The organism is Nonomuraea sp. IBHARD001 (assembly GCF_056106265.1).
Genome location: NZ_JBWBBW010000002.1, coordinates 328173 through 350574 on the forward strand (window position 1 = coordinate 328173; position 22402 = coordinate 350574).

The following is a 22402-nucleotide window of genomic DNA, read 5'->3' on the forward strand; positions in this document are numbered from 1 at the left end:
CGCCGCCGCACGTCGGCCAGCATGCCCACCGGCCCAGGTGAGACAGCCCTGCGCTCGAGCTCGTTGCAGCCTCGCCCGCGTCCTCGAATCCCCAGGCGGCACAGCCGATCTCGCGGGCGCCCCTTCATCCATAGGCGAGCCCAGGACTCACTCCCACACTCCACAGGCCAGCCCGGACTCACCTCCACACTCCACAAGTCGGCTCCAGAGCTACCCGCACACTCCACAGGCCAGCCGAACTCAACACACTCCATCCACAGGACACCACCGCCCAAACCACCAACCCCCACGCTCACCTCCAGCCCAACCACCACTCCAAAGCCGCCACCCAACAACCCTGTCCACACCCCATCCCCATCACGACCGCAACATCCACAGCCCAAAATCCTCAAAAGCGATATCACGCCCCCACCCGACCACCTCCACCTCACCCACAACCCGCGACCCCCACCTCCATCCACAGCCCCCACCACCACACCCCCTCCATCCACAGAACCCCGTTCACCCACCTCACCCCACCCCCACCCCAGCCAAGGTGAGACCTCCCGCACCCCCAAGCAGGAGGCCGACATGCCCCGCCCCTTGGTCATCACCGAAGACCACCACCTCCTCGACGAGCTCGTCCGCATAGCCGCAGCCGCAGGCACCCAGCTGGACGTCGCCCACGCCCCAGCCCACGCCCGCCCGCACTGGACCCGAGCCCCGCTGATCGTGGTAGGCGAAGACATGGCCGACGCGCTGGCCGCCACCGCCCCGCCACACCGCCAGCGCGTACTCCTGGTCACCACGACCCCGGAATCCGTCGAGACCTCCGACACGTGGCGCCGCTGCGTGGCGATAGGCGCCCAAGCCGTACTCGAGCTCCCCAAGGCCGAACGCGTACTGGTCGACGAGTTCGCCGACATCATGGACCCGGCTCCACACGCCGGTCTGGTCGTGTCCATCGTGGGCGGCAGCGGTGGCGTGGGCGCGAGCCTGCTGGCGGCCTCCCTGTCGCTCAGAGCCGCGAAGTCCGGCCTTCACACGCTCCTCCTCGACGCCGACCCACTGGGCGGCGGCATAGACGCCCTGCTGGGCCAGGAGGAGTCCTCAGGCGCCCGCTGGGCCGATCTGGTAGCCAGGGAGGGCAGAGTCAGTCCCAGCGCCTTGGAGGCGGCTCTACCGACGTTCGGCGACCTCACGGTGCTGTCCTTCCACCGAGGCGACGTCGAAGCCATCCCCGCCGAAGCCATGCGCTCCGTACTGGAGGCCGGAAAGCGCGGCTTCGACCTGGTAGTGGCCGACCTCCCGCGCTACCTGGACCCGGCAGCCACCGAAGCGCTGACCCGCTCGACGACAACCTTGATCGTCGTCTCGGCCGACGTGCGAGGCGTACTCGCCGCCGCCCAGATCCTCAACACCGTGAAACGCCATACATCAGACATTCGAGCCGCCGTACGCACAGGCATCGTCGCCGAGGAGATCGTCTGTACCTCTCTCGACCTCCCCTGCGCAGGCTCCATCCCCGACCAGCCCCGCCTCACAGTCGCCCTCAACCGAGGCGAGATGCCCGCCTTGGGCCCCCGCACCGCCCTGGGCCAGTTCTGCCACGGCTTCCTCACCGACCTGACCGCCGACCCACTCCCGTAGCCCAGCCCGCAGCCCGCCGCCCGCAGTAGCAACCTCCCCACGCGAGGCACCCCCAGCCCACTCCCGAAGGCCACCATGCCAACAGCCCCACCACCAGAGCCCCCTTCCCCCACCCTCATCGAGGCCGTACGCGTCCGCCTGGCCCGCACCGGCGTCGAACCCAGCGCCGCCCACGTAGCCGTAGCCCTCCGAGCCGAACGCTCCGTGTACGGCGACGCCGAGATCCTCGCCGTCACCCGAGCCCTGTGCGCCGACCTGATAGGAGCAGGCCCGTTGGAGGTGCTCCTGACCCAGCCGGACGTCACCGATGTCCTGGTCAACGGTCCGAACGACGTATGGATCGACGACGGCGCAGGCCTTCGGAGAACGACGATCACCTTCCCCGACGAATCAGCGGTACGCCGTCTGGCCCACCGCCTGGCCGCGTCCGCAGGCCGCCGCCTCGACGACGCCTCCCCGCATGTCGACGCCCGCCTCGCCGGAGGCGTACGCCTGCACGCCGTACTCCCGCCCATCGCCCCCGGCGGCACCTGTATCTCGCTGCGCCTGCCGCCGCGCCGTGCGTTCACCATGGAGGCGCTGGTCGGCGCGGGCACGATGTCGGCACAGATGGTCGCGATCCTGACCGCGATCGTGGAGTCCCGCCTGGCCTTCCTGATCACCGGCGGCACGGGCACCGGCAAGACCACCCTCCTGTCCGCGATGTTGTCGCTGGCCTCACCCGCCGAGCGCCTCCTCCTGGTGGAGGACTCGGCCGAGCTCCGCCCGCATCACCCCCACGTCGTACGCCTGGAGTCCCGGCCGGCCAACCTGGAGGGCGCAGGTGGCATCGCGTTACGCGACCTGGTACGCCAGGCGCTGCGCATGCGCCCTGATCGCCTGGTCGTCGGGGAGGTACGAGGCGCCGAAGTCGTGGATCTGCTCGCAGCCCTGAACACCGGACACGAGGGCGGCTGCGGAACTCTGCACGCCAACACCGCGACCGACGTACCCGCTCGCCTCGAAGCCCTGGCCTGCGCCGCAGGTCTGACCCGCGAAGCCGTACACAGCCAGTTGGCCGCAGCCTTGGACGTCGTCATCCACCTGACACGCAGCAAACGCGACGGCCGTCGCAGGGTTGCCGAAATCTGCCTGCTGACCAGAACCACCTCCGGCCTGGTCGAAGCCGTACCCGCCCTCACCTTCCCCCGATCCGGGCCGGCTCGACCGGGCCCTGCCTACCAGGCGTTCCGCTCCAGAGCCTGTCGCCCGCCATCCTCCGACGCGGAGAACCAGCACAAGTCCCCACCTACCTCGCCGCCGTCGCCCAACCGACAGCCGCCATCGCCCAACCAACAGCCGTCGTCCCTCAACCAAAAGCCGTTGTCCTCCAACCAACAGCTACCGCCCGCCACGCCGAACCAGCACCCCTACGAACCCACCACCTCCCGCCATTCCGCCCGACCCGGCTGGCAATCACCGCCGCCCGCACAGGCCCCCAGGCCGTGCCATCCCACCTCGCGAGCTCCCATCCAGCAGTTGGGTACGGACCCGACTCAACCCGTGAGCGCATCCCGGCCATGACCTTGCTCGCCGCCCTGTGCGCAGCCGCAGTCGTGTGGCTGTGGCGTGCGCCAAAAGCCCCGAACGCCCGCCTCGCCAGACTCCTGACCTCCTCCGTCTCACCGCCCGTCGCCACCGTTTGGAACATCAGGAGGTGGATCACCCGAGTACGGCCCGCCCGGCAGGCAGAGGCCTGGCGCATCGCATCCATCGACCTCTGCCAATCCCTGTCCGCCGAACTGTCCGCCGGCCGTACCCCGAGCGAAGCCCTCTCCAAAGCCCTGGCGACCAGCGACTTCCCCGCCCCGGAGGCCCTACGACCGGTGATCGCCGCAGCGAGGGACGGGAGCGACGTCGCAGCCGCCCTCGTGGCCGCAGCTCCCCAGCAGGGCGGCGAGGGCTTACACAGGCTCGCCGCGTGCTGGGAGATCGGCGTACAGGCAGGCGCCGGGCTGTCCGCGCTGGTCGACCGGGTGGGATCGGCCTTGCGTACGGCGCAGGCGCATCGGCATGACATCGCGGCCCAACTCGCCGGGCCACGCGCCACCGCCAAGATGCTCGCCGCGCTCCCGCTGCTCGGCCTGCTCATGGCCACCGGCCTGGGCATGCATCCGCTCGACTTCCTCCTCGGCACCCTGCCCGGCCTGGGCTGCCTCGCAGCCGGGGTCGTACTGGACGCTGTCGGCCTGTGGTGGACCCACCGCATGGCCCAGAACGCCGAGAACACCTGACCCTTCCCGTCCGCGACGACACCGTTTCCCGTCCACGACGACCGCAAAGGGCGTGGCCTATGTCCGCATTCCTGGCTGCTCTGTGTACTGCTTTGGCAGCTTGGTTCTACTTCTCACCCGCTCATCCAGCCCAACGTCTCGAACGATGCCGCCCGCCCCTCTGCTCGACCAACCAGCGTGCTGTCCAGCTCAGCGGCCCAGGTCCGGTCGGTTTGGCGCTCCCCTTACCACCACCGGACGACGACCTCGCATCAGCCGCCGAAGCCAGGGGGCGGCCGAGTGCCCGAACGGTTCTCCAGGCCGCGGCAATCGCCCTTTTCGTGGGATTCGTTGTCGAAGGCGTGCCAGGGGTGGTCGCGGCGTTGCTGACGTTCGGGGGAGTCGTCGTGGCGCTGGCGCGTCGGGAGCCGCCACAGAGTCAGCGCGAACGCCACCAAGTGATCTCCGATCTCCCGTACGCCGCCGACCTCATGGCCGCCTGTCTCCGCTCCGGCCTGCCGATCAGTACAGCCATCGACCACACGTCGAACGCCATCGGCGGCCCCCTTGGACACCGCCTGGCGACGATCAGCGGTCACCTCCGCCTGGGCGCCACCCCAGAGGCCGCCTGGTCCCCGTACCTCAAGGACCAAGCCCTGAGCCAACTCGCCCGAACCATGACAAGAGCCGCCCAAAGCGGAGCCCCCATCGCCGAAGCCCTCACCCGCTTGGCCGACGACGCCTCCCACACCACCCGCGCCCTCTCAGCCGCCGCAGCGAGACGAGTAGGCGTCAAGGCTGTAGCCCCCCTCGGCCTGTGCTTCCTGCCCGCGTTCGTCCTCCTGGGCATCATCCCCGTCATCGCAGGCTTGGCAGCCACCATCCACCTCCCCTGAGTACCCGCCACCATCCATCTCCCCTGAGTACCCGCCATCTCCAGCTTCCCTGAGTGACCATCACCTCCACCTCCCCTGAGTGACCATCACCGAGGAGGCCGCTCATGCCCATGCACCTCGTGCAATGGACGGCCGTCACGGTGAACGGCCTCCACAGCAAGCCGCCTCACGCGCCCCACCTTCATCTGCCAGGGCGCATGCACTTGCTCAGTTCCAGGGGACAACGCTTGCCCTTCTAGGGCACACCCCCTTGCACGACGAAGGGCGCAGCGCGCGGTCAGCCTGCCTCGCGCCGCCTATCGCAGCCTCGCGCGGCATCGCGTGCAGCACGGTGTCGCCCGTACGCCTCCCACCGCCATCCACAGCCCAATCTCGCGCCCGCCCACTATCCACAGAACGCCGCTCGCCCCCGATCCGAGCCCCCCACCAGGCGACTCTGGTAGCCCACCCAGCCAGACACCTGGAGGACCGATGAACAACACCGCCCTCGCCCCACAAACAGGCAACACGATGCTGAGCCCCCTCACCCTGAGCGCCTACTTCCTCGGCCTCAACGCACTCTTCGTCACCAGCACGCGCAGGGCACTGCACACAACGGCATCCGCCTTCGTACGGCAGCGCCTGACACAGCTGTCGATGGCGGCGACCGACCGAGGCATGTCCACAGCCGAATACGCCGTGGGAACCATCGCAGCCTGCGCCTTCGCAGCCGTCCTGTTCAAGGTCGTCACTAGCCCCGACATCCAGGAGAGCCTCGGCAACCTGATCTCCCAGGCCCTCGACACCGCCGGATAGCCAACCTCCAACGCCAGTCGATCAAACCTCCATGCCACACCGGAATCCTGCGAACCACTCGAAGACCAGTCCAGCCACAACGACACACCTGCACCCCACCCGGTATCTCCCATGATCACCCGCCCTCCGACGCGAGAGGTCAGCGATCCGCATGCGCTCCCAGCACCTTCGTAGGCGGCGCCAGAGCTGCCGCGGTTCCGTAACCGCAGAAACCGCAGCGGTCCTGCCCGCCCTGGTGGCCGTACTGGCAGCCGCGCTATGGGCGATCTCCGTCGTAGGAGCACAACTGGAATGCGTAGACGCCACCCGAGCCGGCGCGCGTGCCGCAGCCCGAGGCGAGGCGTTGGAGGACGTACGCGCCCAGGTCCTCGTACGCGCTCCCGCAGGCGCTCAGGTCGACATCACCCGAGACGCCGAGACGACAAAAGTCGAAGTGTCCGCCCGCATACGCCCAAGCTGGGGCATAGCCCTGCCACCCATAGACATCCACGCCAAGGCCGTCGCCGCCACCGAGCCCAACGCCTCCGAGAACCCAGCCTCGCCGTGAGAGCCGACACCCGACCGGGCCCCGAGCCGCCGCCGCACCACCCCGACGACTGAACAGCCGGCTTCGCCCATTCGATCCGAGGCCGTACGGCTGCCGCCGTCACCAAGCCGGTTCGCTCGCTGCTCAGAAGGCGACGGGCGAACCGGCGAACGGGAGCCCGTTCGCATTCCGAGAAAGCCGCTCGGACCGAAAAGGCGAATACGGCTGAACGTGCCCAGGTGGGAACGCGATATCGGTGGACGAATCGGAAAAGAAGGACTGAAGGGAAGGGGGAGTGTGACACGACAACGAACGGGAGAGCTGTCGAGGCGCGGGGCTGGTGAGGGATATTCACGTTGTCATAGAAGTGAGAATTTGTCGGATTGTTCATCCCGGGATTGTCGTGCGCGCCGCCGCAGCTTCAGGCGCCCCGAGGGTGGGGTTCATGGCCGGTATCGGCGCCATCGGCAGGACCGGGGATCGGCTTCGATTTGGGCGGTCGGATTGATGGGATTAATACTCTTTGTCGCAATGGCGTTCGCTGTCGTGGGCTCGGTGCGAGTGGCTCAACACCGCGTACGGGCTGCGGCCGATCTCAGTGCCCTGGCGGGAGCGCGACTGGCCTTGGCGGAGCCGGGGCGTGTCTGTGCCGAAGCGTCAGCGATCGCTATCGCGAATGGGGCTGAGTTGGAGCGGTGTGAGGTGTTCGGGGAGGTGGTGAAGGTTTGGGCTAGGTTGCGCGTCGACCTGCCCGTAGTGGGGGCGCGCGTGCTGATTGCCCAGGCAAGGGCTGGACCAAGCCGGGTCGGTCCGTGACCGCAGCACTCCGCGTCCTGCCTCCCCATGAATCACTCTTCCGTGTGGCACGCTCCGCTCCTCCATAGTCCGTTCCGTGCTCTCGCGCCGCTGATGGACGGGGCTTCGCTTGGAGGTATGTGGCCTTGGAGGCGAGCGCGGAGTGAAGGGGGTCTGGTCGCACGGGCTCTGTCTGGTGAAGGTGCTCGCTTTGGGAGGGGGGGCGGGGAATTGGGCGGGATGCCTGCGGAGCGGTGTTCGTTGGGAGACTGCACTCGCCTCGTCGGGCTGTCGTTCCAGGCAGGGTGACCGCTCGGACAGAGGAAATCAGGGGGCGTGTGCTCGGCTTGGGGCCGGGCCCGCCAGAGAGATGCCGGTGTCGGGGAGGTCGGCGTCTGGGGCCGGTCGGGGGTGGTCGCTTGGGGAATCCCTGCAAGGGTGGTGGGTTTCTGCATGCTCCTTAGGTGGCATGTGTGTAGGCCCTAAAGCGTGGGGTTGAGTTTTCTCAGGGTGGCAATCAGCGATGTGCGTCTTGTGGCATTTATCTGGCTTTCGAGGCGGCATTTCTGAGTCTTTTGGCTGCGTATGGCAGGTGAGGGGCGTTCGGGGGATCGAGGGAAGAGGATGACTCTGGGTCACTAACGAAGTGCGACTTTTTGGACTTCGTGCTCAAGAGTAGGAAATCTCGCATAAGGACTCGCTTACCCTTGCCCAATGTGACTTGTACTGACTGGTGGGACAAAGGCGGGTCAACTGGTTATGCTGCTCGGCGTCGTCGTGGGGGCGATGTGTTTCGGGGGATTTGGCTCGTTCAGGCGGGCCTGGAGGACTGGCATTTCCAGTCGCCGTACGGCTGCTCGCGTACGCGGGTGGCGGCGGTGCGAGGCTCTCGATGAAGGGAAACGCCGTGGCGGCGGTTCGCAGACTGATGGCGGCAGCGGTGGTCGTGCCGCTCGCAGTTGGGTCCTTGGTGCTCATGGGGTCGACGGCGGCAGAAGCGGTCGCGCTGCCCACGCTGGCGACCAAGGTGACGTTGACCAATAGCGCCACGGCGTCGGCGAACGGCTCGGCTGCCTCAACGTCAGGCGCGGCCTCGACCGGGATCACCTCACCGTCCGAGGGACAGGTCGTGACGAGTGGATCCGTACCGGTTTCGGCGCGTAGTGGGCTGCTGCAGTTGGACGTCGGGCTGTATGTCGAAGGGCCCTCGGTCTCGCGGCAGCGTGTGGCTCGTGGCGGGGCGAATCAGACGATCTCCGGCACGTTCAACGCCGGAAGTGCGCCCAACGGTACGTACACCGTGACTTTTGTGGGAGAGGTCAGCCGCCAGACGTACGACACGCGGACCTTCAGGTTGCGTCGACCGGCGGCCGAGCCGAGTGGCGTGAGCGCCAGCCTCCAGGGTGGTAACAAGATCGCCGTTACCTGGAGCAAGGGGGCGGAGCCCGATCTGCAGTCCTACGAGGTGTCGACCAGTCAGAACGGCAGTGTCGGCAAGGTTCCGGCTGGCAGCGCCTGTTCGGGTTCGTCATGCAAGGCCATGTTCGACGTACCGGCTGGTTCGGCTGGTGAGCAGGTCGGGGTCGTGGTGAAGGCGTTCCGAGGGGACGGCGAAGGTGGGGTGCTCGGCTCGGCGGCCTCCGACACCGCGTACGTGACGATTCTCGCGCCACAGGATTCCGCCAAGGCGTCGCCGCAGGCCGCAGAGCAGGATCCGAAGAAGGGCGGGACGTCGCAGAGCGACACTGACGACTCCAAAGCGGTGGAGAACGGCGACAAGGCTTCGTCCGACCCGTCGGACAAGGACTCCGCCAAGGCCGCGTCGACCGGGAAGTCGCAGGGCGATTCCGGTACGCCGAAGGATCAGTCGCTGACCGACGGGGAGCGTAAGGGCGAGGGGGTATCGCCGCTTGACGATCCTGAGAGTGGGCGAGACGGCCTGGTGGGCGATTCGCTTCGGGGTGATCGGGAGGGAGAGGCTGGCACCTCGTTGGGTACGGATCATGGTGTGACCGAGGCGGGGGCCGCGGTGGAGTCGGGTGGCTCGGTGTTCGGGGGTGTGCGGCAGTACGGGCTGCTTGTCGCGGGTGGGCTGGTGCTGCTGATCGGGGCCTTTGGTGGGGCTTGGCTGAGGCGTAGGTCGCTGGTCGCTGGTGGCGCTCGCGGGGCGGGAGCGGCTGTGGCTGTGGAGGGGGACGCGGGAGGGGCGGCTGCGGCTGCTGGCGATGCTGAGTCCGGAGGCAAGGCTGGGGCTGGGGACAGGACTGAGGGGGCGGCCATGGGGGCTGCTGGCGTCGCCGAAGGCGCTGAGGGCTCTGGAAAGGGAGGGGCTGGTGGCGGTCTCGGCGGTGTTGTCGAGGAGGACGACACGGTGGTGAGTGGGACTGTGACGTCGCCGAGGGGCGTGTATGACCCGATGACGGAGAGTGTGCCGCCGCCGACCAATCGGCGTCCGGCTGTGATTCTTGGTGTGGCCGAGTCGGTCAGGTCTGAGCGGCTGAGGCCGGAGGGCGGGGCCGGGCGGGCGGCTGCTGCGGCGGGGGTTGGTGTCGATCACGGCGAGGGGGAGGCGTCGTTCGGTGCGGGGACGGCGTCGGTTCCTGTCGGGTAGTCGTAGGGGGTGGGCTTGTTGTGGGGTGGGGGTGCCGCCGGGTTGGGGTGGGCACCCTCGCGGGCCGGTGAGTTGGGACGGCGTCGGCGGGTCGGTCTAGGAGGGGGTGTCTTTGAGTCGACGTTGACGGGGGGTGGCTGACACACGCGTCGAGGTTGCCTTGTGCGAACGGCTTGGCGAGCAGGGCGGCTGAGAGTTAGGGGGCGCTGGGGCTCGGGTGCGCTGGGACTTGCGTGGGATGTGGCTCGGATACGGGCTGTGGCGGAGGGATTGGATTCTCCGGGTCGAGGCCGAGGTCAGCCCTGGACGCGGCTGGGCGAGCGGTAAGGGCAGTGCCGCTCGGAGTCGGGGCAAGGCGACGTAGTCCGCCTGGGAGGTGGGTTGCCGGCGCATCACTTCGGCGTGGGATGGCTCCGTTGTCGCGCGGCTTTCGATCAGGTGCTGTCGGGTGGCTTCGCTCAGGCCGGTAGGAGGCAGGTCTGAGCGGAGCTGTCCGAAAGCCGTGACCGGAACCTCTGGCGGGCTGCCAACTCTGATGGGCTGACGGCGTGGCTGATGCTGCTCGTCGATGGGGGCAGTCTGGTGAACGCCTACGGGCGGGAGACGCCGGTGAGGCTGTTGAGACGGGCGATGCCAGCAATGAAACGGGCAATGCGGCGAGAGCTCGGGAAGGCGGTCGAGGGCGGTTCTGGAGACGCTGACGAAGGCTGAGGTGACGGCACGGCTCTCGGGTATTTGGGCGAGGCAGGGCTCTCGGATGTCCGGAATATGAGGCTGGCCGAAGCTCCGCCAGGATGTGCAGCCCCTCCACTGACACCGCGTGTGGCCTGTGTGAACGCGGCGTGGTGACTGGCTGCTGCCGCATTTGCCTAGATGCTCGAAGGCGGCAGAGGCTCGCGGCACGGTGTGGTGGGAGGCGCGAGCCACGGGGTGGCGAGTTGGCTGCCGCAAGGGCGCCTATGGCGTTGGTGGGGGTGTCGCCTGTTCTGGTGGGAGGGGTCGGCTATGGGTGGGGGGTTGGGGTGAGGAGGGTGGCCAGGAGGTGGAGGGCGCCTTGTTTGTCCAAGGGGTCGTTGCCGTTGCCGCATTTGGGGGACTGGATGCAGGAAGGGCAGCCTCGGTCGCATTCGCAGGAGGCGATGGCTTCTCGGGTGGCGGTGAGCCAGTCGGCTGCTCGCGCGTAGCCGCGTTCGGCGAAACCGGCGCCGCCCTCGTGGCCGTCGTAGACGAAGACGGTGAGGAGGCCGGTGTCGGGGTGGAGTTCGGTGGACACGCCGCCGATGTCCCAGCGGTCGCATGTGGCGAACAGGGGGAGCAGGCCGATCGCGGCGTGTTCGGCGGCGTGGGCGGAGCCGCCGAGGTCGAATCCGGCTTCGGCGAGGCGGGCCACCTCGGTGGCGGGCAGCGTCCACCAGACGGCGCGCGTACGGAGGGTGCGTGGGGGGAGGTCGAGGGGCTCGTCGCCCAGTACCTCGCCGCTTTGGCTGCGGCGCTTGAGATAGGACACGACCTGGCGGGTTACTTCGACCTCGCCGAAATGCAGGTCGGCCGGGCCGAGGGAGTGTGACCGCAAGGACGACAGTACGGAGATTTCGGTGATGTCCCTGGCGAACGTCGTGTAGTCCGGTTCGCCTGCTGTCACCAGGGCCACGCCGGCCTCCAGGTCGAGGAGGTCGACGACGAACGTTTCGCCCTGGTGCAGGTGTACTGCGCCGGTGTGTACGGCGGTGTGGGCCGACGATTCGTCGACGGTACCCAGCAGGCGGCCCGTGTCGCTTTCGACGATCTGGATCGGGTGGCCGCCTCCTCCTCGGATATCGGCCAGGTCCGTGGCTCGTTCTCTACGCGTCCAGAACCAGCCAGCCGGACGGCGGCGAAGGAGGCCCTGGGTGACGAGGTCGTCGAGTACGGCGGGCGCGGAGTCGCCGAAGATCGGCAGGTCGGCCTCGGTGAGGGGGATCTCGGCGGCGGCGGCGCAGAGGTGAGGGCCGAGGACGTACGGATTGGTGGGGTCGAGGACGATCGCCTCGACCGGCTGGCCGAACAGGGCCTGGGGGTGGTGCACGAGGTAGGTGTCCAGGGGGTCGTCCCTGGCGATCAGTACGGCGAGGGAGTCCTGGCCGGATCGACCGGCTCGGCCTGCCTGCTGCCAGAGGGAGGCCCGTGTGCCCGGCCAACCGGCGATGAGTACGGCATCGAGGCCGGAGACGTCCACGCCCAGTTCGAGCGCGTTGGTCGTTGCCAGGCCCATGAGCTCACCTGAACGCAGGGCCTTTTCGAGCACACGCCGGTCGTCGGACAGGTAGCCCGCGCGATAGGCGGCGACGCGGTCCGGCAAGTCGGGCATGGGGGGTGTGTCGGGTGTGGGCGAGGGGTTGGGGGCTGGGGGTGTGTCGGGTGCGGGGGACGCGTTGGGGATTGGGGGCGTATTGGGCGTGGGGGATGTGTCGGATATGGGGTGGGTGGGATACGCGTCGGGCATAGGAGACATGTCGCGCGTGGGAAGCGTGGGGGATATTTCGGGGCGAGGGGCTTGGTTGGGTGGGGGGGCAGTTTGGGTGGGGTCGGCGGTTGGGGCTGGTTGATCGGCGTGGGGTGCGTGGGGGGCTTGGGTGATGTGGCTGGGGTGGGCGAGGTGGGGAGGGGGAGTCGTCGGGGATGGAAGCTGTCGGGTTGGAGTAGGGGGCGAGCTCTCGCCGGTCAGCAAGCCCCCATCAGGCAGCGCAGCAACACCGGCCGCCGAATCGTCGTCGGCCACATCCCCGCTAGGCGGCATTTCTCCGCCAAGTGGCATATCTCCGCGAGCCGCCGAATCGTCGCTGGCCACCAAGTCCCCGCTAGACGGCATTCCTCCGACCAACGGCCTGCCTCCGCAAGCTGCCGAATCGTCACCAGCCACCGCATCCGCGCCAGGCGTCATACCCCCGCCAGCCGCCAGGTCCCCGCCAGGCGGCATGCCTGCGCTAGCTGTCGAATCGTCGCCTGCCACCGCATCCGCGCCAGGCGTCATATCCCCGCCTGCCACCGCATCCCTGCCAGACCGCATACCCCCGCCAGACCACCTCTCGCCAGACCACAGCCCCCGCTCAGACCGCCCTCCCTCACCACCGCCCAACTCCTCAAACGAACCCCCCACCCCACCCCGCGCCCAAGCACCGCCACCCCCACCAGCACCACCACGAGCACCGAAGCCACCCCCCACCCCGGCATCCTGAAGAAGCGCCCGCGCAGTAAGCGCCACCGTCTCCGCACTACGCCGGGAACGCACGAAAGCCAGCGTACGAACATCGGCCAGGACAAGATCAGCCAGAAGATCGGCAGTCTCAGCAGTCGCCGTACGACGCACAGGGGCGCCGCCCTCGCCGCGGAGCTCCGTCAGTGGGGGCTCCCACAGGGCGAAGGTGGTCGACCCCTTGGGCGAGGCGTCAACCGTCACCTCGGACATCTCCAGCCCGGTCAAGCGTCGCCCAAAGGCGCCGGGCTCGCTGGCGGTGGCCGAGGCGAGGACGAACACGGGCGTGGAGCCGTACTTGGCGCAGACGCGGCGCAGGCGGCGCAGGATCTGGGCGACGTGGGAGCCGAAGACGCCTCGGTACCCGTGGCACTCGTCGACGACGATCACGCGCAGTCGGCGGAAGAACGACGACCACTGGGCATGGCGTGGCAGCAGGGCACGGTGCAGCATGTCGGGGTTGGTGAGGACGTAGTTGGCGTGCTGGCGTACCCAGGCGCGTTCCTCGAAGGGCGTGTCGCCGTCGAACGTGGCGGCGCGCAAGGCGGTGATCGCCAGGCGGCGCAGGGAACGCAGCTGGTCGGCGGCCAGGGCCTTGGTGGGCGTCAGGTACAGCACCGTGCCGCCCGACAGCGCCGCGGCCAGCGCGGGAGTGAGGTAGGCCAGCGATTTCCCGGACGCCGTCCCCGTGGCGACGATCACATGTTTGCCCTCGTGGGCCAGCGTGGCGGTGTCGTATTGGTGCGACCAGAGGCCCTCGACGCCTTGGTTCGCCAAGCGCGTAACCAGAAGTTCGGGGGCCCATTCCGGCCAACGTACTTGACCGGCTTGACGTGCTGGAACATGCTCCACATGAGTGACGCGCTCATGACGTGCGGGAACACCGAGGAGCCGGTCGAGGAGTGGACCGCCTCGATGTGGGGAGAAGGCGAAGGAACTCACTGGTTTCCAGTCTCGCATCCATGGGCAGAGTCGCCGGGAATCGTGATTTCGTATAGACAGTGAAGCTGGGCGTGGTTGAATGCCGCGCGTCAGGGTCGGACAGTCAGGGGCAACCCCGCTCCAGACTGCCAGGCCCGCCAGAGTACTTTCGCAGGCAAGGCGCTGGAGGATCTGTGGATCTGAAGTTGGATCACCGCACCGAAGACCGACTCACCATCGTGGAGGTCGAGGGTGAGATCGATGTCTACACCGCGCCGAGGCTGCGTGAGCTGCTGATCGACCTGGTGAACAAGGGCAACTTCAATCTGCTCGTGAACATGGAGAAGGTCGACTTCCTCGACTCGACGGGCCTTGGTGTCCTGGTCGGGGGGCTCAAGCGGGTTCGGGCGCATGACGGTTCCCTCGAATTGGTGTGCACGCAGGAGCGTATTCTCAAGATCTTCCGGATCACCGGACTGACCAAGGTCTTCGGGATCTACGCTTCGGTCGACGAGGCCAAGGAAGCACACGGCCGAGACAAGTAGTCATGGCTACCGTCGAGCTGACGTTCAGCGCACTGCCCGCGCACGTGCGTACGGCACGGCTGGTCGCGACCGCGATCGCCCGCCGCACCGGCGTGGAGGAGTCTGTCCTGGACGAGGTCAGGCTCGCCGTCGGAGAGGCTTGCTCCCGGGCTGTGGAGGCACACCGCCTGCACTGCCCGGGTGAGCCCATCCGCATCGAGCTGCGGGACGACTCCGGTCGTTTCGAGGTCGTCGTCACCGACCTGGCACCCAGTGACGACATCAAACAGGAGCAGTCCTTCGACCTTGCCCTGTTCCCCGACACCCTCACGTCCGGCTTCGGCATCGCGGTCATCGCGGGCCTGGCCGACGACGTCGAGGTCATCCCCAGCCCCAAGGGCATGCGCATCCGCATGAGCTGGCCGGCCATCTCCAACGGCCGCATCTAACCCCGAGGGACCGAACCACGGCTGGCGCCCAACTGGGCGCCATTCGTCGTTTCTGCACGCTTTCAGGGGCATCCAGTACGGCTGACGCCGTGGTTGGAGCTACTCGCCGTCCAGGGCTGGGACCCGTCCTTCACGCCGCTCCAGCGGGACTTCGGCTGAGGAGCGTTACGTCGAGGGCGCCGGGCTGGTCCCAGGGGAGTGCTTGGCACGGCGGGGTGCGGGTGAGGAGCGGAGGCAGGACTCAAGGGGTGGAGGCGAGGGACGCAAGGGGCAAGGCCGCAGGGCGAGCGGCGCGAGACGAGGGCACGGGCGGGGTGAGGGTGTGAGGCCGAGTAGCGAGGTGCGAGGCGAGAGGTGTGAGGCGCGAGGTGTGCGGGGTGAAGGACGGAGGCGGGTGCAAGGGATGCAAGGCCGAGAGGTGAGCGGTGTGAGATCTGGGCAAGGCGCGGGCGGTACGTGGTGTGAGGCCGAGAGTCAAGACGCGTGAGACGTGAGGCAAGGGGTGGGGTGAGGGGACGGGAGGCGCGAGGCCGAGCGGTGAGAATCGAGGTGCAAGGGGCACGAGATGCAGGGGGCGCGAGGTAAGGACGAAGGCCGGGCGAGGGATGCAAGGGGGCAGGGGGTAAGAGGCGGAGGCAAGAGACGAGGAGTGAGGTGCGAGGCGCGAGATGAGGCAAGGGCAAGAGGCGAGAACGAGGCGGTAGCGGCAGGGGGCAAGAGGCAAGAGGCGGGAGCGGTAGGGCGCAAGAGGGCGGGGGCGGGGACGAGGCGGGAGCGGCAGGGGGCAGAGGGCAGAGGGCAGGTAGGAGGCGAGGTCATGGAGGGCGCGAGGGGCAGAAGGGGCGTAGGTCATGAGGGGTCGTGAGTTGCCCCAAACCCCACCCTCCCCCCGCCCCAAACCCCACCCCCCTGATGCGCAAGTGACAAGCGCGTCCCCCGGGACGGAGTCCCGCCATCTGGACCTCTTCCTTGATCCTGACTTCCTCCACACCCCGCCCCTGACAACCACCCCATACAGCGTGCTCCACCCCCCACCCTCGCCCATTCCAGTCACCCCAAACAACAAATAAAAGCCCTCCTAAACCCCACCCTCCACCCTTAAGTACCCCTGGATATCGGCATGTTGGTCAGGTGATTACCGAACGTCTGGTAAATGGCCGTGCGCAGAGCCTTCATATCCGGGACGGCCGTGCGTAGACTCCCGGCACCGGCCAAGGTTTACCCCGCGGCAGCGGCGGACTCAACCGGAAGCGGCACAGCCCATGACCCGGATGTGCGCAGCACCGCCCGCCGTACGTGATACCGCAGCGCCCGTCCGGGCAGGACGTACCCGTCTTGCCGAGGAGAACGGATGTCAAGGCTCTATCTGGCCGCTGAACCAAGCTCAGCGGTGTCCCTGAGCGGAAACCACCTCACGATCGTGATCGTGGTCGCCGCGGTCGCCCTGCTCGCACTCGCCGTCGCAGGCGGACTCGTGCGAGAGGTGCTCGCGGCCGGTCAAGGCACGCAGCGCATGCAGGACATCTCCCGAGCCGTACAGGAAGGGGCCGCCGCCTATTTGAAGCGGCAGTTCCGTACGCTCGCGATTTTCGTGGTTCTGATTCCTTTCCTGTTGCTTCTACTGCCCGGTGAGACCGATGTGCGCATCGGTCGGTCGATCTTCTTCGTGGTCGGTGCGTTGTTCTCCGCGCTGACCGGATTCATGGGTATGTGGCTGGCCGTACGCGGAAATGTTCGCGTGGCCGCCGCCGCCCGTGAGTCGGGGGAGAAGGTCGCCATGCGCATCGCCTTCCGCACCGGCGGCGTCGCCGGAATGTTCACCGTCGGGCTCGGTCTGCTGGGCGCGGCGATCGTCGTCATCGTGTACCAGGGCGACGCGCCCGGTGTGCTCGAAGGGTTCGGTTTCGGCGCGGCGCTGCTCGCGATGTTCATGCGAGTGGGCGGCGGTATCTTCACCAAGGCCGCCGACGTCGGCGCCGACCTGGTCGGCAAGGTCGAGCAGGGCATCCCCGAGGACGACCCGCGCAACGCCGCCACCATCGCCGACAACGTGGGCGACAATGTCGGCGACTGCGCCGGTATGGCGGCCGACCTGTTCGAGTCCTACGCCGTCATGCTGGTGGCCAGCCTCATTCTGGGCAAGGTCGCCTTCGGTGTCGAAGGCCTGGTCTTCCCGCTGATCGTGCCGATGATCGGTGTGATCACGGCCATCATCGGCATCTTCGTCACGCGTCCGCGCGACGGGGACCGCAACGGCATGGCCGCCATCAACCGGGGCTTCTTCATCTCCGCCGCGATCTCCGCCGTGCTCGTGGCCGGTGCGGCCTTCGCCTACCTGCCGAGCAGCTTCGCCGAGCTGTCGGGTGTGAGCACGGCCATCGCGGCCGTCGACTCCGACCCCCGGATCATCGCGATCGGCGCGGTGCTGATCGGCCTCGTGCTGGCCAGTGCGATCCAGATCCTCACCGGGTACTTCACCGAGACGAACCGTCGTCCGGTGAAGGACATCGGCGAGAGCTCGCGCACCGGTCCCGCGACCGTCATCCTGGCCGGCATCAGCGTCGGTCTGGAGTCGGCGGTGTATTCGGCGCTGGTCATCGGCGCCGCGGTGTACGGCGCGTTCCTGCTCGGGTTCGGCAATGTGACGATCGCCCTGTTCGCGGTCGCGCTGGCCGGCACCGGTCTGCTGACCACCGTGGGCGTCATCGTGTCGATGGACACCTTCGGCCCGGTCTCCGACAACGCGCAGGGCATCGCCGAGATGTCGGGCGACGTCGAGGGCGAGGGCGCCCGGGTGCTCACCAGCCTCGACGCCGTCGGCAACACCACCAAGGCGATCACCAAGGGCATCGCGATCGCCACGGCCGTACTGGCGGCGACCGCGTTGTTCGGCGCCTTCCGCACGGCCGTCGAGGGCGAACTGCTCACCGCGAGCGCCTCGGTCAAGGAGGCGCTGGGCACGTTGCAGACGTTCAGCCTGAGCGTCGACGCGCCCAACATCCTGGTCGGCCTGATGATCGGCGCCGCGGTCGTGTTCCTGTTCTCGGGGCTCGCGATCATGGCGGTCGGCCGGGCGGCCATGCGTGTGGTGTTCGAGGTGCGGGAGCAGTTCAGGACCAAGCCGGGCATCATGGCGGGCACCGAGCTGCCCGACTACGGCAGGGTCGTCGACATCTGCACGCGCGACTCGCTCCGTGAGCTGGCCACACCCGGCCTGCTCGCCGTGCTCACGCCGATCGCGGTCGGTTTCGCACTCGGGTACGCGCCGCTGGGGGCGTTCCTGGCCGGTGCGATCGCCTGTGGCACGCTGATGGCGGTGTTCCTGTCCAACTCCGGTGGGGCCTGGGACAACGCCAAGAAGCTGGTCGAGGACGGGCACCACGGCGGCAAGGGCTCCGAGGCGCACGAGGCGACGATCATCGGCGACACGGTCGGCGACCCGTTCAAGGACACCGCCGGTCCGGCCATCAACCCGCTGATCAAGGTGATGAACCTGGTCGCACTGCTCATCGCCCCGGCCGTCGTGGCCTACGCCGACAACCCGACGCTGCGTATCGGCGTCACGGTGCTCGCGGTGGGCGTCGTGGTCGGCGCGATCATCGTGTCCAAGCGCCGTTCGGCGGGCACGCCGTCGGAGAGCAACGAGAACAACGACAGGACCCCGGAGCCGGTCAGCTCCTGACCGCCGCCCGAACCTGTTCGCCCGAGGCCCCTACCTGCCGGTGGGGGCCTCGGTTGTGTCCGGTCCCGGCCCGTTCTCCCGCCGGGCGGTCCGGTCCTCGGCTCATGGTGGGATCGGGTGGGAGGGCGGGTGGGGTGGGTGGGAAACTGGGGGGATGGAGGAGCAGAGGCCGTCGGGCGGCAAGACGCTGGTGTTGATCCTGTTGGCGATGCTCGCGATCCTTGCGGTGATCGCCGGGATGGGCATCTGGATGTCGAAGGGGTGACGACGTCGTGCGCACGCTGATCGTTCTGCGGCATGCCAAGGCCGCGCAGGTTCCGGGGCTCAACGACAGGGACCGGCCGCTGACCGAGCGCGGCGAGCGCGACGCCGGGCGGGTGCACGAGGTGCTGACGAGCAGAGGGCTGGTCCCGGACGTGGTGTTGTGCTCGCCCGCGACCCGCACCCGGCGCACCGCGGAGCTGGCCTTCCCCGGCGCCGAGCCGATCTTCGAGAAGGAGATCTACGAGGCCTATCCCGAGGAGCTGTTCGAGCTGCTGCGCAGGCAGGGCGACGCGCGGACCGTGGCGCTCGTCGGGCATAACCCGGGCGTGCACGAACTGGTGCTGAGCCTGGTCGGCGGCGAGTTCGGGTTCAAGCCGGGCGCGTTCGCCGTGATCGAGACCGACGCCGAGTGGGTAGACCTCTGGCCTGGGACGGGACGCCTGGTCGACCGCTGGGATCCCAAGGAGGACTGACACCGGGGGAGCCGTATGCGAGGGCTGCTCGACGCACTGCGTCGCGGCTTCTCGCTGCCGGCCAGACCGCCGTGGGCCTACGGGCTGCTGTGTGGGCTGGCGATCGGGCTGCCGCTGCTGGTGGGGGCGCTGAGCGGCTATGCGCACGAGGGGGCGCTCGCGGCGCTCGGCTCGTATCTGACGGGATTCGCCGACCCGTACGGCTCGCCGTACTCGCAGCGGGCCAGGACGTTGCTCACCAAGGTCGTGCTGATCGCGCTGGGGTTCCTGCTGGGGTCGCTGGTCGCGCCGTATCCGTGGGTGGCGGTCGCGGTGGTGGGGGTGGCCGCGGCGGCGGGCGGGCAGTGGCCCGGGATCGGGCTGCCGCCTGTGCTGGCGGTCGTGGTCGGTGTGTACGACGCGATGGAGCCGGGGTCGGCGCCTACGTTGCTGGTGGGGGCCGGTGGGCTGTTCTTCTGTGCGATGGCGGTCGCGGGGCGGCGGGCGGCGGGGCTCGAGCCGCTGCACGACGAGCTGACCGTCGCGGGCCTGGCCATGGTGGACCTGCTGGAGGGCCTGGACCTGCCCGACAACGACTGGGTGGCGGCCAGGCAGCGCGGGGCCAGGGCGCTGGACGCGGCGGGCACGGCGGCGGCGGCGTTCCGAGGCGGCGAGAACTCCCCCGACCGCTATGTGTCGACGCTCACCCGCATCTTCCAGGAGGTCGTGGCGCTGCGCACGCTGCGGCAGCAGGCGCGTGCGGCCCACCCGGCCGGTGTGGAGTCGCCGGGCGAGATGGCCGTGCTCGACGCCGCGGTGGCCGCGCTCGCAGGCGCGTTGCGCGAGGCCTCGGCCTCGGCCAGCGCCGTGGGCGTGCCCTTCGCCCTGCAGAGCGCCGCCGCATTCGGCCAGAGCGCGGCGGCCTTCAGGGCCGAAGGCCGCACCGACCCGGCCTCGCTGACCTACTCCGTGCTGCTCGGCCAGGTACGCAGGTGTGTGGACAGGCTGGCCGTCGCCGTGCGTTCGGTGGGGCTGCTGGCCTCGGCGGGCGTGCGGCTGCGGGCCAGGCTGAGCGCGCTCGCGCCGGGGACGGGCGTCCAGTTCGGCGCCCTGTTGCGCAGGCCGCGGCACGCCGCCAGGGTCGGGGTGGGGGCGCTGGCCGCGATGGCGTTGATGGTCGCGTTGCACGAGCACTACGGGCAGTGGTTCGTGTTCACCGTGCTCATGGGGTTGCGCCCGACCTATGGCGACACGGTGGAGCGTGTGGTGCTGCGGACGGCGGGCACGGTGCTGGGCGCGGCGATGGCGGCGATCGTCCTGGGACTGGTCCCGGGGCTGCTGACGGTCGTGGTGACGGTGTTCGTGTTCGCGACGTTCGGCTTCGCGCTGAAGGTGGTCAGCTATGCGTACTGGTCGGTGTTCGCGACTCCGCTGGCGTTGATGCTGACCGACTTCTCCACCGTGCTCGGCTGGGAGGCCGCGGGCATCCGCCTGCTGCTGACCGCGGCCGGCGGCGTCATGGTGCTGGTGGCGGCGAGGCTGCTGTGGCCAAGGGGCGAGGCGGGCCGGGTGCCCGGCCGGGTGGCCGACATGGTGCGCGAGCACGCGAGCATGGTCAGGGCGCTGGCCGAACGCGACCTCGACGCGGTGAGCGAGCACACCGACGCGGCGGGCGAGGCCGCCGATCGGCTCAAGGACACGCTGGCGAGGCTGGCCAAGGAGCCCGGCGGCAGCGCGCCGGAGGAACTGCGCAGGGCCGTACGCGACGCGAGGGCGTTGCGCGACGACGTGATCCTGCTGGCGGCGGTGATGCGCGGCGCCGAGGTCGGTTCCGACGCCACCGTCGCCGTGCTCGACGCGGTGGCCGACCGGCTGGAGGCCACGGCCCAGGCGGTGCTCGACGGCGAGGAGCTGCCGGAGGCCGACCAGCTCGACGAGGAGCTGGACGAGCTCGCCTCCCGGGTGGACGAGCTCCTCGACGACGACGACGCCGTCAGGCCCGGCCGCGTGCGCAGGGAGCTACGCCTGGCCGTCGCCGCGCACCCGGCCCTGCGCCGCCTGTGCGACGACGCCCTACGCCTGGTCCGCCGGGTCGACAGCACCCGAGAGAGCGCGCCGCCACCTCGACCCGCACAGCGCGAAACCTAAGGCGCGATCCCGTCCTCGGCGTCGGCCGCCTCGACCTCGTCGCGGGAGATGCCCAGCAGGTAGAGGATCGCGTCCAGGTACGGCACGCTGAGCGCGGTGTCGGCGGCCTGCCGTACGACGGGCTTGGCGTTGAAGGCCACGCCGAGGCCGGCGGCGGCGATCATGTCCAGGTCGTTGGCCCCGTCGCCGATCGCCACCGTCTGGCCGAGCGGTATACCGGCGGCCTGTGCGAACCTCTCCAGCGCACGCGCCTTGCCCGGCCGGTCGACGATCTCGCCGACGACGCGGCCGGTGAGCTTGCCGTCGGCGACCTCCAGCGTGTTGGCCGCGGAGTAGTCGATGCCGAGGTCCTCGACGAGCGCGTCGGTGATCTGGGTGAAGCCGCCGCTGACGATGGCGAAGCGGTAGTCGAGCCGCTTGAGCGTGCGCACCAGCGTGCGGGCGCCGGGCGTGAGGACGACCTCGTCGCGCACCTTGGCGAAGACCGCCTCGGGCAGGCCTTCGAGCAGGGCGACCCGGCGGCGCAGCGACTCGGCGAAGTCGAGCTCGCCGCGCATCGCCTCCTCCGTCACCCTGGCGACCTCGTCGAGACAGCCCGCGTGCGCGGCCAGCAGCTCGATGACCTCGCCCTGGATGAGCGTGGAGTCGACGTCCATGACGATGAGCCGCTTGGCCCTGCGCGAGAGCCCGGTGCGCTGGACGGCGACGTCGACCTGCTGGACGGCGGCCTCGGCGGCCAGCTCGACGCGCAGGGCGTTGGGGTCGGCGCCGGAGACCGACAGCTCCAGGCAGGTGACCGGCCATTGGGCCAGCCGCTCGATCCTGTCGATGTTGGCCCCCGCGGCGGCGATGCGCCCGGCGATCCCGGCCATCGCGGCGGGCTGAAGGGGCGCGCTGAGCACACTGACGGTGAGCCGGCCTCGACGGCGTTTGTCCTGGTCGTGGCTGCCGGTCGACAGCTCGACCTCAAGGCCGAGGTCTTCGGCGGCGCGCTCGACGGCCGTCCACATGGCGCCGAGCGTGCCGCCCGTGCCGGTCGAGGGGCCGCCCGCGTAGGCGACGAGCACACCGAGGGTGAGCCGCCCCCGGATGACGACCTGCTCGATGTCGGCCACCGTCACGGGGAAGCCGGACAGGACGGAGAAGAGCCTGGAGGTGACACCGGGACGGTCGGGTCCGGTGAGCGTGATCAGGAGGGTGCGCTGGTCCACACGGGCCACGCTACT

Annotated in this window: 14 protein-coding genes and 1 pseudogene; 13 read left to right on the forward strand and 2 right to left on the reverse strand. The window is 69.1% G+C overall.

Going from position 1 to position 22402, the window contains the following annotated elements:
- Positions 1–570 precede the first annotated feature (570 nt).
- The 8 genes from ssd to ACTWNK_RS03670 all read left to right on the forward strand — a co-directional run bounded on the left by ssd (position 571) and on the right by ACTWNK_RS03670 (position 9504).
- Complete coding sequence (gene ssd, locus ACTWNK_RS03635; RefSeq protein WP_474302070.1) at positions 571–1629, forward strand: septum site-determining protein Ssd; 1059 nt, start codon at positions 571–573, stop codon at positions 1627–1629.
- A 75-nt stretch (positions 1630–1704) separates the two neighbouring features.
- A complete protein-coding gene (locus tag ACTWNK_RS03640) occupies positions 1705–3192 on the forward strand; it encodes a TadA family conjugal transfer-associated ATPase (protein WP_474302071.1) in 1488 nt (495 codons plus the stop codon).
- Positions 3189–3902 carry a type II secretion system F family protein gene (locus ACTWNK_RS03645; RefSeq protein WP_474302072.1) on the forward strand — a complete coding sequence of 238 codons (714 nt, stop codon included), beginning with the start codon at positions 3189–3191 and terminating at the stop codon, positions 3900–3902. The genes ACTWNK_RS03640 and ACTWNK_RS03645 overlap by 4 nt, the downstream gene beginning before the upstream one ends.
- A gap of 212 nt (positions 3903–4114) precedes the next feature.
- Positions 4115–4777 carry a type II secretion system F family protein gene (locus ACTWNK_RS03650; RefSeq protein ID WP_474302073.1) on the forward strand — a complete coding sequence of 221 codons (663 nt, stop codon included), beginning with the start codon at positions 4115–4117 and terminating at the stop codon, positions 4775–4777.
- A gap of 471 nt (positions 4778–5248) precedes the next feature.
- A complete protein-coding gene (locus ACTWNK_RS03655) occupies positions 5249–5572 on the forward strand; it encodes a DUF4244 domain-containing protein (RefSeq protein WP_474302074.1) in 324 nt (107 codons plus the stop codon).
- A gap of 151 nt (positions 5573–5723) precedes the next feature.
- Entirely contained in the window at positions 5724–6119 is a 396-nt protein-coding gene (locus ACTWNK_RS03660; RefSeq protein WP_474302075.1) for a TadE family type IV pilus minor pilin, read from the forward strand.
- A 276-nt stretch (positions 6120–6395) separates the two neighbouring features.
- Positions 6396–6914, forward strand: coding sequence for an Rv3654c family TadE-like protein (locus tag ACTWNK_RS03665; protein WP_474302076.1), 519 nt, complete (start codon positions 6396–6398; stop codon positions 6912–6914).
- 871 nt (positions 6915–7785) lie between these two features.
- Complete coding sequence (locus tag ACTWNK_RS03670; protein ID WP_474302077.1) at positions 7786–9504, forward strand: hypothetical protein; 1719 nt, start codon at positions 7786–7788, stop codon at positions 9502–9504.
- A gap of 1003 nt (positions 9505–10507) precedes the next feature.
- Here the strand turns inward: ACTWNK_RS03670 and ACTWNK_RS03675 are convergent.
- A pseudogene (locus ACTWNK_RS03675) lies at positions 10508–13438 on the reverse strand (DEAD/DEAH box helicase).
- A gap of 413 nt (positions 13439–13851) precedes the next feature.
- Here ACTWNK_RS03675 and ACTWNK_RS03680 point away from each other — a divergent pair.
- The 5 genes from ACTWNK_RS03680 to ACTWNK_RS03700 all read left to right on the forward strand — a co-directional run bounded on the left by ACTWNK_RS03680 (position 13852) and on the right by ACTWNK_RS03700 (position 21176).
- Positions 13852–14202: an STAS domain-containing protein gene (locus ACTWNK_RS03680; protein WP_474302078.1), complete on the forward strand. Its 351-nt coding sequence runs from the start codon at positions 13852–13854 to the stop codon at positions 14200–14202.
- Between the two features lie 2 nt (positions 14203–14204).
- Positions 14205–14630 carry an ATP-binding protein gene (locus ACTWNK_RS03685; RefSeq protein WP_474302079.1) on the forward strand — a complete coding sequence of 142 codons (426 nt, stop codon included), beginning with the start codon at positions 14205–14207 and terminating at the stop codon, positions 14628–14630.
- A 1351-nt stretch (positions 14631–15981) separates the two neighbouring features.
- Positions 15982–18312 carry a sodium-translocating pyrophosphatase gene (locus ACTWNK_RS03690; protein ID WP_474302080.1) on the forward strand — a complete coding sequence of 777 codons (2331 nt, stop codon included), beginning with the start codon at positions 15982–15984 and terminating at the stop codon, positions 18310–18312.
- Positions 18313–18584: 272 nt separating this feature from the next.
- Positions 18585–19049 (forward strand): SixA phosphatase family protein, encoded by a 465-nt coding sequence (locus ACTWNK_RS03695; protein WP_474302081.1) that lies wholly within the window; start codon positions 18585–18587, stop codon positions 19047–19049.
- Positions 19050–19064: 15 nt separating this feature from the next.
- Entirely contained in the window at positions 19065–21176 is a 2112-nt protein-coding gene (locus tag ACTWNK_RS03700; protein ID WP_474302082.1) for an FUSC family protein, read from the forward strand.
- Here ACTWNK_RS03700 and serB read toward each other — a convergent pair.
- Entirely contained in the window at positions 21173–22387 is a 1215-nt protein-coding gene (serB, locus tag ACTWNK_RS03705; protein ID WP_474302083.1) for a phosphoserine phosphatase SerB, read from the reverse strand. The two genes, ACTWNK_RS03700 and serB, sit on opposite strands and share 4 nt — an antisense overlap.
- Positions 22388–22402: the final 15 nt, after the last annotated feature.